This window comes from Nocardia thraciensis (genome assembly GCF_054782435.1).
The window spans coordinates 143,059-158,615 of sequence record NZ_BAAGSM010000007.1; the positions used below are offsets into that span (position 1 = coordinate 143,059).

Annotated in this window: 8 protein-coding genes and 1 tRNA gene; 3 read left to right on the top strand and 6 right to left on the bottom strand. The window is 63.3% G+C overall.

What is annotated here, in order from left to right:
• Positions 1-21: 21 nt before the first annotated feature.
• Entirely contained in the window at positions 22-1,428 is a 1,407-nt protein-coding gene (locus ACYVLQ_RS01515; RefSeq protein WP_460695520.1) for an HNH endonuclease signature motif containing protein, read from the bottom strand.
• Between the two features lie 159 nt (positions 1,429-1,587).
• Between ACYVLQ_RS01515 and ACYVLQ_RS01520 the strand changes: the two genes are divergently transcribed.
• Positions 1,588-1,663 (top strand) — tRNA-Ala (locus ACYVLQ_RS01520).
• Between the two features lie 96 nt (positions 1,664-1,759).
• Positions 1,760-2,569 carry a terpene synthase family protein gene (locus ACYVLQ_RS01525; RefSeq protein WP_460695521.1) on the top strand — a complete coding sequence of 270 codons (810 nt, stop codon included), beginning with the start codon at positions 1,760-1,762 and terminating at the stop codon, positions 2,567-2,569.
• A 202-nt stretch (positions 2,570-2,771) separates the two neighbouring features.
• Here the strand turns inward: ACYVLQ_RS01525 and ACYVLQ_RS01530 are convergent, their stop codons facing one another.
• The 3 genes from ACYVLQ_RS01530 to ACYVLQ_RS01540 form a co-directional block, all read right to left on the bottom strand.
• A complete protein-coding gene (locus ACYVLQ_RS01530) occupies positions 2,772-4,139 on the bottom strand; it encodes a hypothetical protein (protein ID WP_460695522.1) in 1,368 nt (455 codons plus the stop codon).
• Complete coding sequence (locus ACYVLQ_RS01535; RefSeq protein ID WP_460695523.1) at positions 4,136-4,864, bottom strand: amino acid--tRNA ligase-related protein; 729 nt, start codon at positions 4,862-4,864, stop codon at positions 4,136-4,138. The genes ACYVLQ_RS01530 and ACYVLQ_RS01535 overlap by 4 nt, the downstream gene beginning before the upstream one ends.
• A gap of 107 nt (positions 4,865-4,971) precedes the next feature.
• Positions 4,972-5,232 carry a hypothetical protein gene (locus tag ACYVLQ_RS01540; protein WP_460695524.1) on the bottom strand — a complete coding sequence of 87 codons (261 nt, stop codon included), beginning with the start codon at positions 5,230-5,232 and terminating at the stop codon, positions 4,972-4,974.
• Between the two features lie 101 nt (positions 5,233-5,333).
• Here ACYVLQ_RS01540 and ACYVLQ_RS01545 point away from each other — a divergent pair, with 101 nt between their 5' ends.
• Positions 5,334-6,347, top strand: a complete 1,014-nt coding sequence (locus ACYVLQ_RS01545; RefSeq protein ID WP_460695525.1) for an aspartyl/asparaginyl beta-hydroxylase domain-containing protein — start codon at positions 5,334-5,336, stop codon at positions 6,345-6,347.
• 19 nt (positions 6,348-6,366) lie between these two features.
• Here ACYVLQ_RS01545 and ACYVLQ_RS01550 read toward each other — a convergent pair whose 3' ends face one another.
• Together ACYVLQ_RS01550 and ACYVLQ_RS01555 are read right to left on the bottom strand one after the other, a co-directional pair.
• Positions 6,367-7,230 (bottom strand): methionyl-tRNA formyltransferase, encoded by an 864-nt coding sequence (locus ACYVLQ_RS01550; RefSeq protein ID WP_460695526.1) that lies wholly within the window; start codon positions 7,228-7,230, stop codon positions 6,367-6,369.
• Positions 7,231-7,234: 4 nt separating this feature from the next.
• Entirely contained in the window at positions 7,235-15,472 is an 8,238-nt protein-coding gene (locus ACYVLQ_RS01555; protein WP_460695527.1) for a non-ribosomal peptide synthetase, read from the bottom strand.
• Between the last annotated feature and the right edge of the window lie 85 nt (positions 15,473-15,557).

A 15,557-nucleotide genomic window follows, 5' to 3' on the forward strand; every position in this document is an offset into this window, starting at 1 on the left:
GGCATACCCGGTCAATAGTGTTCAGTGGCTTGCCTTTTCGGTGCGATCGGGCAGATCGTCCTCGGGGGGCACGGTGGCAAGGTGCCCGTGCGCGAAGGCGTGCTCGAACGGGTAGGTGAGATCGACCGAGGCCGGGTGGGGGAGGTCCACAGGTGTTGTGGGAGAGGGCCATTCGAGGTCGGGAGCCTCGTCGTCGGTGTGCGGGAACAAGTATCGGGAGCCCTCGCGAACGGTGGTGTGGACGTCTCCCGCCGGACTCGTCCACTGCAGCCCGCCGCCGGGTGTGCGGCGCACGTCCCAGCGTTGTCTTCCCTTGTCCGCCAGTGATTTCAGGCGGTGGTGGCGGGAGCACAGCACCGCCAGGTTCGCCATCACCGTCGCGCCACCGCGGCCCGGATGTGCGGGGTCGAACGGCTCGGTGTGGTCCAGGGCCGACTCCGCCGCGGGCATCGTGCAGCCGGGGAACCGGCACAGCCCGTCGAGGGCACGGATCTCGCGATCCACCCACGCCGCCGGCTCCTCGCGCATCGCCTCCTCCGTGGTGGTCGGATCGTCGGTGCGTTCCGGAATCACTTGGAACTGTGCGTGTTCGGCGATTCTGCGAGCGAGATCGGCATCGAGCGGACCGTAACCCGCCAGGAAAGCCGGGTGATTCCCGCCGCCGAGCAGGGTGTCGGCGGGGACGCCGATCTGGATCAGCGGGCGGCGCGGCGTCGCTGCCACGGCGGGCTCGGCCGGGCACTGCCTGCGGCCGCACGCACAGCGCAGCACCCCCGTGCCGTCGGCCAGGGCGACGAGCGCATCCGCCCGCCGCTGCGGCATCGTGCGCGGATCGGCCTCGCACACCCGCAGGCTCATCTCCCGCAGCCGCATGGCGACGGTCTGTGCGTCCGCGGCGGGCAGCAGACTGTCGAATACCGCCATGCCGTCCTGCACGGCCTTGATGCGCACGTCCCGGTCGCCCTCGCGTCGTTCGCGCCGCCGCTGCTCGCCCTCCGGGTCCAGCTTCGCGACCCACCGCCGGGCGATCTGCCGCAGCCGGGCGGGCGCCGACCGCGCGGCCGCCTCGATGAGCTTCTCCTCCAGCTCCTCCAGCACTTCGGCGGGCATATCGCGGGTGTTGTCGGCGATCACCTGCACTCGTGCCAGGTCTATCCGGCCCGACGCGAATGCCGCCCGGGTGCGCGGCAGCACATCCAGCGCCAGCCCGATATCGATCAGCGCCGCCGCCACCTGCTCCGAGATCTGTACCGCCACAGCGGCCTCGGTCGCCGTGAACTCTCCGCCGCGCGGCCCACCGCCGGGCTCCTGTTCTGCCGCGCGCTGGCGCCGATACAGCTCACGCACCGCCAACACCTCTGCTGCCTGCGCAAACGCCGACGCCCCATGTGCCCGCCGCAGTGCGTCGATCAGCCCCTCGTCACTCATCGTCTGAAGATCCCCGCTGTCGAACATGTGTTCGAGCTTACCTTTCGAACACCAGTTCCACCAGCCCGCAAACCCAGGCGATTTGGTCCCATGAGCAGGCGTGGTGTAACTTCGTTGAGGCCGAAGGGGAACACCCCCAGCGGGCCGAAAACTGAACACGGGGCTATGGCGCAGCTGGTAGCGCACCACACTGGCAGTGTGGGGGTCAGGGGTTCGAGTCCCCTTAGCTCCACCAGGAAGAATGCAGATTATTCGACCCTTCTCGCACGTCGGTTAACGATAGTTCCGACGACAGCTCCGCTGCCAGATGGGACGCCTAGGTCTGGAGGAAATGGCCTCACGCGCGCGAATCTGGGGGAATGGGCGCGATCTGTGTCTTCCCGGAGGGAACCCCGACGGTCTGCTCCTGCACGCGCAGTTCGCCAGTCTATATCTAATCTCCGATGACCACTTCAGCAACATGCTCGGCGACCGGGTCGATAATAACGAGCTCTTCCGATTTGTTACTCGAGCAACAGAAATCTTGACCGGCGATGCATATCGGGACGACACGGATAATCCAACCCTCGGACTGCTCGAACTCTTCTGGCATCACGCCCCAGGCCTGTTTGGACACGACATCAATCAGCTACACCTCGCGTTAATGCAATACCTACACGCTCAAGTGTGGGAATCTGAATACATCACGCGGGGAACCCCCCAACCCGGACATCTATCTCCCCTTCGCCGCTATCTACCGATTTCGGTTATAATTGCCCTGGAGCGCATGCTTCGTGGCATCGATGACCCCAGCCAGCATCCGGCGATCCAGCAGTTGACCGACCACGCCTGCGACTACATCACCATCGTCAACGACCTCTATTCTGACGGCAAAGGCGCTGACGATCAGGTCATGAACTGTCTGATAGTTCTCCAAGAATTTGAGGGACTCTCCCCGTTGGAGTCGCTAGGTCGAGCAATGCGAATGGCGCGCCATCACGTCACCTCGTTCATTGCATTGAGGGAACTGCTACCACACATAGGTCTCGGGACAGCAACCCGCCGATATGCAAATCTCTTGGAAGAGCTCCGAGCCAATTCCGTCCTCCTCGTGAAGACGCTCCCTCGCTATATCCAGGGGCAGGGAACATCAATTCAATGACGCATTGGGGCACGGATAGGTGACATCGGTCTGGCTTGCCGGGAAGTGGTCCCGGAGGGGTGTTCACGTGCCGAAGCCGTATCCGTAGGAGTTCCTTGACGGTCGAAGTTGGCCCGCCCGAACCTGGTTCTTTGAGCATTTTGATGCGATTCACGGCGCCCCTCGCACCAGGAGATCTGGTGTCGACGTAACCTCTCGGTGCTCAGACGAACCAGCACGTATTGCTCACTCCGCTCGCGCTATTCACGATCGGGGACTCCGGCGCGTCGGTGTGCCGTACCAGGACGCCACTGAGCTTGCCGCCGAACAGTACCGGGCTGACGACAGCTGCCGCTCGCACGAGTTCTGTACTGCCACTGGCCGGTCGGTGGATCGGCACTTCGATCGGATCGGGTGGCCAGAACTCCTGCACAACGTGTGTGCCTCGGATGGCCGCGGAGGTCACCGCAGTTCGCCATTCGCCGGGCGGTGTCGCCCGTCCGACTAGCACCCCGTGCCCGCCGAGCTGAGCATGGGGTTTGAGAAGGAACTGGTCTTGCTCGTCAATGAGCAGCGAAAGTAGGTCGCGCGACCGGCCCCGCCACCATACTTTCGTATCCGCGATCACTCGGCTCCACGGAACATGTGTTTGCACGAACTCTCGGTCCGCGGCGGGCAGTGAGCCCGCCGATTCGCTCAGCCAGGCCAGGATTTTCTTGCTGGAGTAGAGATCCGCCAGCTCGGGAGTCAGGGTAATCGCGGTACCCGCCTGCATGGCATGGCGCAAGGGGCTGATATCCCAATTCACCCGCTTTGCGCTCTCGTGGGTATACGCGAAGGTCCGATATGCGATGTCGATCGGCTTGCCGTCGTGGGTCAGCGCAGTAGGCGAAGAGTCCAGCTGGTCGGGAATGGCGAAATCGCAGGAAATGCCATGATTGTTGAAATCTTCGATTGTTTCCGAGAAATAATCCCGGGAACCGAGACCTTCGTCGCTCCAGCCGAGCAGGCACACCCGAGGATGCTGGATGCTGTATGCTTGTGCGGCTTTCCAGATGACTTCGCGACGTGCTGTGAAGTTATCGGGCACGGTGAATTTTGCGGCAATATCGCTATGCAAGGCCCGAAGCTTGTTCATGAAGAATCGATCCTGCCTCGTCATGTGCTCCGGTCCGGCGATACCACTGGTGATATTGAATTCGACGAAACGTGCGACGCCGCCGCTGATGATGATATCCGGCCTGGCCATGTCCAACGCCGTCGCATTCCATTTCGGGTCGTCCGTCAACATCGAAGCAGGCGGACGTCGATAGCCGAGCAACTCGGCCAGCTCCGCCGGTGTTTTTGCGCGTTCGGTGCAGATAGATTCGATCAAGCGAAGCAAATGGCGGGACAGCATTGTCAATGTCCGCACTGTTGCCGCGGGCAGGAGAACCGGTCGCAGCGGTATCGGGCCCGCGGCCGAACGATACTCGCCGGAGGCGAGCGCAGTATCCAACTCCGCCGCCTGACGCCTGCTTTCTTCCTGGCCCCGAGATGTTCCGACCAGTGCCAGGTCCCATTCGGCTTGCAATTCATAGACGATGCTCACGCGCATCTCCTTATTCGATATGGATTCAGTAGATCTGTACACGGCTGGGGGCGAATGATCGCCGGCGGCCATGACGGCGGTTCATCGATGCGGGAGATCAACGGCATATCGCGGATGTCGTGGTGATTGAGCACCCACATGAGGAACCGGTCGATATCCATGCCGAATCCCGATGTCAACATAGGAATTTCCGTCTTCATGCGGACGTACCACGCATAGTCGGCTTCGTCGACACCGTGCAGCGCCATGGATCTGCGCAAATCGGCGACTTCGGCATGCCGTTCACCCGAGCCGAACACTTCGCCCATTCCGAAGTAGAGGTCCGCGCACTTGGCTGTCGTTCCGTGCTCATCACCGAAGGCGTGATAAAACGGCACCGTCGAGCTGTCGAAATGATGAACCCATACGAATTCGGAGACCCGTTCACCGCTGCGGGTGAGTGTTCGCGAACCGGCGTCACCGCGCACTGCATCGTCGACATCGGCCACCATCGCAACTGCTTCGTCGAAGGTGAGCCGTGCGAAGCCATCGACCGATCGGTCATCCTGACCAGATGCGACACGTCGCCTCGGCCTTGGATCAAACGATCGCCCACTCGATCGAGGATGGCGGCGGCCGGGGCCATCGCATAGACAAGGAACAAGTTCTTGAGCCCATGCGATCCCGCGTAGCGGACCGTCTCGGTGGAAATGATGTCGTGCAGCTCGGCGACCAGTGGGTACCACGGAGATCGCAGATATTCGATCAGGGTGTCGGGATTGTTGCTGTCGCGAGGGTGCAGCGGAGAAATTGTCGTTATCGCTGAGTCGGTTGATGTCACCGAGCTGCCTTTCTAGCGCGAACCAATGGCTACGCGGGTCTTTTCGTCATCCTCGTGGTCGGCTCCAGGGCTGTCAAAGCTGTGGACCTCCCAGCCGGTGGGAATGCCCCGGATCGGTTTGTCCGCTGAATTGACAAGTACCGCAACTGAAGTCACGATGTCGGAAACGAAACCCATCTCCGGCAGGTATATCTCGATACGGTTGGCGATCGTCTTCCCAACAGTGAGGGGTTCGAGGTGATGCGATGTGCGCTTGCCGATGCCACAATCCATGACGCTGGACGGGCAGTAGTACGAAGTCTATTCGCCGGTCGAACAGCGAGTCGAATCCTGGCTGGTCCGCGCCTGCTCTACGTTTCTTGCGAGGTCATACGATGACTGCTCTTCCTTCTACATATTCGGAAGTTTCCCGAGTCCCTGCCGCCGTCGAACTCGATTGCCGCATCGATGGAGTGCGACTGGCGGACGAGCTCGACTCGGTCTCCGCTGCCTCCTGGCAGAAGCAGCGAACTCATGTCATCGACATCGATGGACAACAGGAATTGGACGCCGTCACCGCACCCACCGAACTCGATTGGCGGGTGCTTCCGCTGTGGAGTATCGGCGGTGATCCGGACCGCACGGATCCGGGCGGACCGGAGGGACAGGGATACGCGCCGACCATATGGTGGCATCGGCTACCCTATATGCGCGAAGTCGTCTCCGCGATTCCGGCGCCGCTAAACGCTGTGCGATTGATGGCTCTCGGTCCTGGCGCGTCTTCGGATGAGCACTGTGATCCGAAATACGATGTCCGCCGCGGTTTCTGTCGGCTGCACATCCCAGTGTTGACGAACCCGGACGCTACGCTTGTTCTTGATGGCGTTCGCCACTGCTGGGCACCCGGTGAGCTCTGGTACGGAGATTTCGGTCGCCTGCACAGGGTAGAGAACAGGGGTAGCGAGGTGCGAGTGCACCTGGTCGTCGACGCCCTGGTGACCTCGGATCTGATTCAGCTGTTCCCAGCAGAATTTCACAAACTCTTCGAGGATCACGGCGCTTTGTTCAATCGCTTTGCTGCGGTTGATGCCGACGGCGGCCCATGGGCAGGTGCACGCAGGTTCGATATCCCGAGCTCATTCCTGAATTTTCCCAACGATATTCCACTGGAAACCCCGGACCCGCGAACATCGGTCGAGCTGGGCAAGATCGGCCCCAACGTTTGCATGAAGACTGCGAGAGGTTACGTGCTTGCGATGACTCCGTTGGGGGAGAACCGGTTTCGGTTCTCTGGTTGGAGTGATCAACGCACCATCGTCCTGGAAGAAAGTGCGATCATGCTGGAATGTCGCTTCGGCCATCGTCGGCTCGAGTCGAGGACGACCGATCGGACGGATCCGAACTGCTGAGAGCCGTGTGCCCCCGACACTACCGGCTGTCCGGGGGTGGGGCCGTGACGTGTTCGACGATCCACAGCGGCCCGTCCGAGCATTCGACACGCGGGCCGGTGCCAGGCGAGCGCCGGGTGCGTAGCACCTTCAGCCAACGCCCGCCCACCTGAGCGACCGGACCGGATCCGGCCCGCATCGCCTGAAATGTGCGAACTTGATTGTGTATGTCGCGGGCGGAGTGCCGCCAGTCGATGCGGCCGAACTCGGGCTCCATAGGCCCCGCATAAGATGCCAGGGCCTCGTCTTGCGGTTCGCCGGGATCGCCGTCGATTACGCGATCGAGGCTCTGCCACAGCAGCTTTCGCATCACCGGTGCCATGTGCTGCCAGAGCCGTTCCGGCGTCGGCTCGTCGTCGATCGGTATTCCGTCCTGTTGCGCCATGATGTTGCCGGTATCGAAATTTGCGTCCATCCGGTGCAGCGTCATGCCGAATTCGGTGTCGCCGTTGCGTATAGCCCAGTGGATGGGTTCGGGTCCGCGGTACTTGGGCAACATCGAAGGGTGGATATTGAGCGCCCCGTGCGTCGGTATCTGTAGTACGGAAGTTGGTATGCGCCAGTTGAACCCGCAGACCAGAAGCAGATCCGCGTGATAACCGGCAAGTATGCCGGCCAGACCCGAAGCCGTTCCGGGGAGCAGGAAATCCATTCCTGGTGGTGCGGACTCGAGCATCTCGACTATGGTCCCGGCACCACCGGGCGCCGGTGCTGTGCCAGGCCTTCGCGAGCGGCTGTACGCATAGGCGACCGGGAGGTGCCCAGCCTGTTCGCAGGCCTCGCGCAGCAGCGAGAACTCTTTCGCGCCGCGGGCGGCGATGACTATCCGAAGACGATCGGCCACGGGATCACCCCTGGCCGGTGACGTCGATGGCATCGGCCAACTCGGTAACCGTGGACGCTTCGAATATCGTCCGAACCGGGATGTCGGCGCCAAACGATTGTCGGATGGCCGCCGTCAATCGCACCACCGACAACGAATGCCCGCCCAGGCCGAAGAAGTCGTCGTCGGCACCCACCCGGTCGATCCCGAGCAACTCGCCGTACAGATCGGCCACCGCTTTCTGTGTTGCCGTTTCCGGCGCTCGATACTCCCCATTCGACTGATATCGCGGTGCGGGCAACGCGCGGCGGTCCAGCTTTCCGTTCACCGTCAGCGGCATCGCATCCAGCACCACGATCGCGCCGGGCATCATGAATTTCGGGAGCTGGCTTGCCGCGTGCCGACGGAGTCCGGACTCGTCGATTCCGCGACCGATATCGACGGGGACCACGTATCCGATGAGTCGCCGGTCTCCGGGCGGCTCCTCGCGGACGACGACGGCCGCGTGTGCGACGTCGGGATGCGAACTCAGCACCGACTGCAGTTCCGCCGGTTCGATGCGGAATCCCCTCACCTTGATCTGGTCGTCATTTCGTCCCAGGAACTGCAGGTCACCTGAACGAATCCAGCGCACCAGGTCACCGGTTCGATACAGCCGTCGCCCGGAGCCTCCCACGTGGTCTGCGACAAACCTGCTCGCGGTCAGGCCGGGGCGCGCCCAATATCCCTGGGTGACGCCGACACCGCCTACATACAGCTCACCGGTGACTCCTATCGGCACCCGACGTAACCCGGCATCGAGTACATGGAATGTCACTCCGGCCAGCGGCCCCCCGATGGGGCTGGCGGGGGAGTCGATGTCGGCCGGACCGATCTCCCGGCATGTCGCGTACACGGTCGTCTCGGTCGGGCCGTACATGTTGAACAACCGCACCTCGGGATGGGCGGGTAGCCACGATCGCAGCCGGTGCGGTGTCAACGCTTCACCCACGAAAAAGATCGTGTCGAGCGTCTCGAACGGGGTATCGATCAGTTCCTTGGCCGCCGACTGGAGCGCGTCGAATGCGGAGGGAGTCTGACTGAAGAAGGTCACGCGTTCAGCTGTGACCAACCGGACAAGATCCTGTGGCGACTTCACGACCGGCTCCGCAACCACGACGACACGTCCGCCGTGGAGCAACGGCCCCAGTATTTCCCATATCGATACGTCGAACGAGTACGAGTGAGTTGATGTCCATACCCGGCCCGGCCCGAATTCCCTTCGACGGCTCAAAGCGGTGAACAGTTGACATATGTTGGCGTGGGTGACCGCCACGCCCTTGGGAGTGCCGGTCGTGCCGGAGGTGTAGATGACATACGCCACCTGCTCGGCAGGGACGTTCAGGCCTGGCGTGATCGGCAGCGTGGCTGTAGTCGGATCCGCAACGTCGACGACGGCAGTCGCGACCGCGCTGTCTTGCAGCAGCGCTTCGGCCTGACCGATGCGATCGACGGTGGTGATCAGCGCCGAAGGCGTCGCGTCTTGCAGGACGAAGCGGATGCGTTCCGGTGGGTACGCCACATCGATAGGTACGCATGCCGCGCCGAGTTTCAGTACTGCCATGATGGCGAATACGGTGCTAGCCGATTGCGGTAGCAGGAGCACAACGCGTGCGCCCGGTGTCACGCCCGCGGCGACGAGACGCGTAGCCAAGCGGCCGGATTCGGCATCCAGTTGCGCGTACGTCCACGAGCGGGACTCGAATGTGGTTGCGCAGATCTCGGGCGTGCGCGCGACTTGGGCCGCGAACAACTTCGGAATCGACACATCGTCACCAACGATCGGCAAGCCACCGTTGCCGAACGCGTCCAGTTGATCTTTGTCGTGTTCGTCCAGCAGGTCGACGGCGCCCACCGCTCCGCTCGGATCGGCGACCATGGCTTCGAGTACGCGCACGAATTGTGCTGCCAGTACGTCGACGGTCACCCGATCGAACACGTCCTCGGCATATTCGATCGCTACAGGCCAGCCGAGTCGGTCGCCGCTCTCCTCTACGGTGACGGTCAGATCCAGCCGGGAAGCCCGGGCCGACACCGGTATCTTGGCTGCGACGATGCCGGGAATGTCGATGTCGGCGACGTCGTTGTTCTGGAAGACCAGCATGGTCTGGAACAGCGGATGATGGGCAGCCGAACGCACCGGGTTGAGTTTCTCGATCACCAATTCGAACGGAGCGTCTTGATTCTCATAGGCGGCCAAGGCTTTTCGCTTGACCTGGGCGAGCAGGTCGGAGAACGCCAGCGGCGCGGTGACCTGGGTGCGCAGCGCCCAGGTGTTGACGAAGAATCCGACCAAGTCGTCGGCGGCCTCGTCTGTGCGTCCGCTGATGGGGGAGCCGATCACGATGTCGTCACCAGCTCCCAGCAGATGCCACAGGGCAACCAACGCCGATTGCAACACCATCGACACCGTCACGCCTTGCTGCCGTGCGAGTTGCCGGACGCCGGTCCGCAGCACCGGCGGGATCACGAAGGTGGTGGTGTCACCCCGGTAGGAGACGGCCCGCGGCCGTGGTCGATCGATGGGGAGATCCAGACACTGCGGCGCGCCCGCCAACTCCGCACGCCAGTACTCGACCTGCGCCGAAAGCACGCTGCCTGAGCAGGTTTCCGATCCGAGCAAGGCGCGCTGCCACAGGGCGTAGTCGATGTACTGAACGGGCAGCGGCGCCCACCGGGGAGCCTGGTGCCGAACCCGTGACCGGTATGCGCGAGCGAGGTCGCGCAGCAACGGCACCGAGGACCATCCGTCTGCGGCGACATGGTGTACCAGTAGAACCAGCACATGCTCAGTATCGCTGCGCCGCAATATGTTTGCCCGTACCGGTGCCTCGGTGCCCAGATCGAATTCGTATCGGGCCAGCGACAGAATCGCCGCCGAGAGCCGCCCGGTGCCCCAGCCGGTCGCGTCCACCACCTGCCACCCGACATCGATGCCCTCGGCGTCGAGAACCCGTTGCTGCGGCACGCCGTCCACCTCGGTGAAAACCGTGCGCAACGACTCGTGGCGGGCCACCACATCTGTCACCGCGGCCCGCAGGGCGGCCACGTCCAGTGTTCCGCTCAGTGTCCAGACCATGGGGATGTTGTATGTCGCCGACGGCCCCTCCAACCGATGAAGAAACCACAATCTCGCCTGTGCGAAGGAGAGCGGGACATGTTCTGGCCGTTGCTGGGCGACCAGTGGTGGGCGTGGTCGCAGGCTGGCGTCGATGTTGGCCGCGAGTCCGGTGATGGTGGGAGTGTCGAATATCTGGCGGATGGGTACTTCGACCCCGAGTGTTGTCCGGATGCGGTTGACGAGGCGCGTTGCCGCGAGTGAGTGGCCGCCGAGTTCGAAGAAGTCGTCGTCGATACCGATGTGGTCGTGTCCGAGGATTTCGGTGAACAGTCCGGCCAATAATTGCTGGCGGATGGTATGGGGTGATCGGTGCTGGGCGGTAGGCAGGTGCTGCGGGGCGGGCAAGGCCGAGATGTCGAGTTTGCCGTTGATGGTGACCGGTATCGCGTCGAGAGCCGTGATCGACGCGGGGACCATGAACCCCGGTAGTCGTTGCGCGGTAAAGCGTTTCAGTGCAACCATGTCGACTCCGCAGCCGGCGGCGTCGGTGACGATGTAGGCGAGGAGTTGTTGTTCGACGGGTTGTTCGGTGCGTGCGACTACGACTGCTTGTTTCACGCCGGGGTAGGTGGCCAGGACGGCTTGTATCTCGCCGGGTTCGATACGGTACCCGCGGATCTTGATCTGGTCGTCGACTCGGCCACAGAACTCCAACTCCCCCACCCGATTCCACCGCACCAGATCACCGGAGCGGTACAACCTGCCACCACCACCGTCACCACCGAATGGATCGGCGATGAACCTGGCCGATGTCAAACCTGGCCGGCCCCAATACCCCAACGCCACACCAGAACCCCCGATATACAGCTCGCCGACCACCCCCACCGGCACCCGCCCCAACCGGGCATCCAACACAAACAGCGCCACATGCGGCATCGGTGAACCAATCGAGGGCGTGCCCGCACCCGTGGACAACTCGCCGGTGACGGTGCAATACACCGTCGTCTCGGTCGGGCCATAGGTATTGACCATCGGGAACCGCCCGGCCCACTGCTTGACCAAGCCCGCAGGCAGCGCCTCACTGCCCATCAACACCGACTCCACTGCATCCCAGCCATCCGGGGACAAGACCGCAAGTGTCGAGGGCGTCACATGAACATGAGTAACCCCCTGGCACGCAACGAGTTCCATCAACTCCGCACCCGGACGCGCTTGTTCCTCGGTGGGCACCACCGCTACCGCACCACACAACAACGCCGACCACATATTGATCACCGACGCATCGAAAACCAACGGAGCGAACTGCAGCACCCGACTTCCACCACCGACACCGAGATGCCGGACATGGGCAACGACAAGATCGACCACCCCCCGATGCGACACCGCAACCCCCTTCGGGACGCCGGTGGTGCCCGAGGTGTAGATGAGGTAGGCCACTTGCCGAGCATCGGGAAACGGAAGAGCGGTGTCGGGATGGTTCTCGACAACCGGATCGTGGACGTCGATAACGAGGCGATCATTGTGCGAGGTCTTCGGCAGCAGCGCTGATGCTCGGCTCACGAACTCTGTCGTGGTGACGATTGTCGCTACGCCGGCATCGTCGAAAACGAATGAGATTCGGTGATCTGGATAGGCGGGGTCGATCGCAGTGTAGGCCGCGCCGATCCTCCAGATGGCGAGCACCGCAACGAAATTGTGGGCCGTTCTGGGCAACAGAACGCCAACGACATCTCCGGCAGCGATGCCGTATCCGATCAGCCGGTGCGCCAATCGCGCTGACATGCGGTCGAGTTCCCGGTACGTCCATGTTCGGCCGTCGAATACGAGTGCCTCGTTTTCCGGCGTCCGCGCCGCCTGCGCGGCGAACAGTTCCGGTATAGATGCGGTGCTGCCTGCTTCGGTCCGAAGCGCCGCGCGATTGCCGAATAAGTCCAGTCGGCGCTGTTCGCGTTCGTCGAGTAATTCGATCGCCCCGATCGGGGTACTCGGAACCGCGGCCATACGGGCCAGCACTTGGCGGAATCGCGCGGCGAACATGTCGATGGTCGCCGGGTCGAACAGGTCGCTAGCGTACTCGATGCGGGCGGCCCAGCCGCCGCGATCACCGTGATCGTCGATTACGAAGGACAAATCCAAACGGGAAGTGCTGGTGTACATCGGAAGCGGGGTTGCCGCGACCCCTTCCAACTCGAAATCGCCGACTGGGTCATGCTGAAAAACAAGCATCGTCTGGAACACGGGGTGTCTGGCCACGGACCGGTCGGGGTTGAGCTGTTCCACCAGGACGTCGAAGGGGGCTTCTTGATTCTCGTAGGCGCTCAACGCCTTGCGCTTGATCTGGGCCAGGAGTTCGGACACCGACAGGTCCGGGGTGAGCGTTGCGCGTAGCACCCAGGTGTTGACGAAGAACCCGATCAGATCATCGACGGCCTGATCGGAGCGTCCGGCGATGGGCGACCCGATCACGATATCGGTGCCCGCGCCGAACCGATGCAGCAATACGAGCAGGCCTGCTTGTAGTGCCATCGGCGCCGAAACACCGGCATCGCGGGCCATTCGGAGGATCTCACTGCGTAGTCGCGAGTCCAACACGAACGGTCTGGTATCACCGCGATACGACTGCGTGGCGGGCCGTATCCGGTCGGCCGGCAACACCGAATCGGTGGGTGCCGAAGCCAATTCGGTTCGCCAGTATGCTGTTTGGGTGGTCAGCAGACTGTTCGGGTCCGTAGCCGAACCCAGGAGTTGCTGCTGCCAGAGCGTGTAGTCGGCGTACTGAACAGGCAGCGGGGCCCACTGAGGACCGTGGCCGTGGCGGCGCGCGCGATAGGCCGTGACCAGGTCCCGGACCAGTGGCGCCCCCGACCAGCCGTCTGCGGCGATATGGTGCAGCACCATCACCAGCACATGCGCGGTGTCGCTGCGCCGAAAGACCTGCGCGCGCAACGGTATTTCGACAGCGAGATCGAACCGGTGGTGGACGATGTCGGCGGCCTCGCCGGCCACTCGATGATCGTCCCACCCACTCGAGTCCATTATGGTCCAACCGAATTCGATCTGGTCGACGTCAACGACCTGCTGGCGGGGGACCCCGTCCAGTTCGGGAAACACCGTGCGCAACGATTCGTGACGCGCCACCACGTCCAGGATCGCCGCCCGCAGAGCGGGCACATTCAGCGGCCCGGTCAACGACCAGACAAAGGGGATGTTGTAGGTTGGCGACGGACCTTCGAGCCGGTGCAGGAACCACAGGCGGCGTTGCGCGTAGGACAGTGGTACGACTGTGGGCCGCGGCATGGGCGTGAGCGGAGGGCGCGGCCGCGACCCTGTGACAAGCGTTCTTGCAAGCCCTGCCACAGTGGGGGCGTCGAAGATTGCGGAGATCGGCAGTTCCCGGCCGAGTACCGCGCGAATCCGATTCGCCAACCGTGTCGCTGCCAGCGAGTGGCCACCGAGTTCGAAGAAGTCGTCATCGATGCCGACCTGCTCGTGGTCGAGCACTTCCGCGAACAGTCGTACCAGAGCTGCTTCCGCAGCGGTTTCCGGCGCGCGATATCGCGTCCCGGCCTGATATTCCGGCATCGGCAGGGCCTGCCGATCGATCTTCCCATTGATCGTCACCGGGAGGTGATCGACGAAAACGATCGCGGACGGCACCATGAACTGCGGCAATCGTTGTGCGACATGGCGACGGAGCGCCACCGCGTCGACCGCACCTGCCTCGGTGTCCGCGGCTGCCACAACGTAGCCGACCAGCTGCTTGTCGCCAGGTCGGACCTCGCGGGCCAGCACGACCGCGCGCGCCACTCCCGGATGTGCGGCCAGTTCCTTTTCGACCTCTCCTGGTTCGACGCGGAACCCGCGGATCTTCGTCTGGTCGTCGACGCGGCCGATGTACTCCAGTTCGCCGGCCCGGTTCCAGCGCACCGAGTCTCCTGTGCGGTACAGCCGGCCACCGGATGCGCCGATCGGATCCGCGACAAACCGTGCGGCGGTCAGGCCGGGGCGGCGCCAATAGCACTGGGCCACACCGTGACCCCCGACATACAGTTCGCCGACCGCCCCTATCGGTACTCGGCGTAGGGAAGCATCGAGCACCGCCAGCGTGACTCCGGGCACGGGCGATCCGATCGACGGTGTTCCAGACCCCGCCGTCAGTGGCTTGGTGATCGACACGTACACCGTCGTCTCGGTAGGGCCATACGCGTTGACCATGACACGGTCGTTCGCAAATCGGTCGACCAACTCCGCGCCGCATGTCTCGCCGCCGACGACCAGGGTCAGGCCGGCCAACTGTTGCCGGCTCAGTACGGCGATGGTGGATGCGGTGAGATGCGCGTGCGTGACCTGGTGCCGCGCGATCAAGCGCGCCAGGTCGGGGCCCGGTCGTGCTTGCTCCTCGGTGGGCACCACCGCGGTGGCGCCGCTCAGTAACGCCGACCACATGTCGAGCACCGAGGCGTCGAAGACCAATCGAGAGAATTGCAGCACCTTGCTGTCACCGTCGATGTGCAGTCGCCGGGTGTGCGAGGTGATGACCGCGCAGACGCCGGCGTGCGGGATGGCGACCCCCTTGGGCTGCCCGGTCGTTCCAGAGGTGTAGATCAGATAAGCCAGTTGCTGCGGTGCGGGGTAGGGCAGCGCGGTGCTCGGTCGGCGACCGATCTCCGGATCGGACACGTCCACGAGAGGAACAGACCCCCGGGCGGTCGGCCGCACCAGCGATTCGAGGCGGCTGGCAAGTGCCGCCGTGGTGACCACGGCGCTGACCGCGGTGTCCTGCAGCACGAAGGCGATTCGGTGATCAGGGTAATCCGGGTCGACCGGTACGTAGGCGGCGCAGGCCTTGAGAATTCCCGACACCGCCACGATCCAGTGCCAAGACCGCGGCAACAGCACACCGACCAGATCACCGGGGCGGACCTGCCGCGAGATCAGAAAATGTGCTAAGCGAGAAGACAGCTCGTCGATCTCGCGATAGCTCCACGACTGGCCCCCGAACACCACCGCTCGGTTGTCCGGTGTGCGCGCGACCTGGGACGCGAACAACTGGGGAAGCGAACGGAGATCCTGGCCGGCAGCATCGAGGTTCGCTCGATTGCCGAAGGCGTCCACCTGGATTCGCTCGGTTTCCGGCAGCGCGGGCTCCGATTGCGGATTCATGATCTCGATACCCCTTGCGCGCGTGTCGTCGCTGCCACGGCTCGGTTGCCGACAGGGCAAAAGCCCATCGGCACAGCAGCTTTGA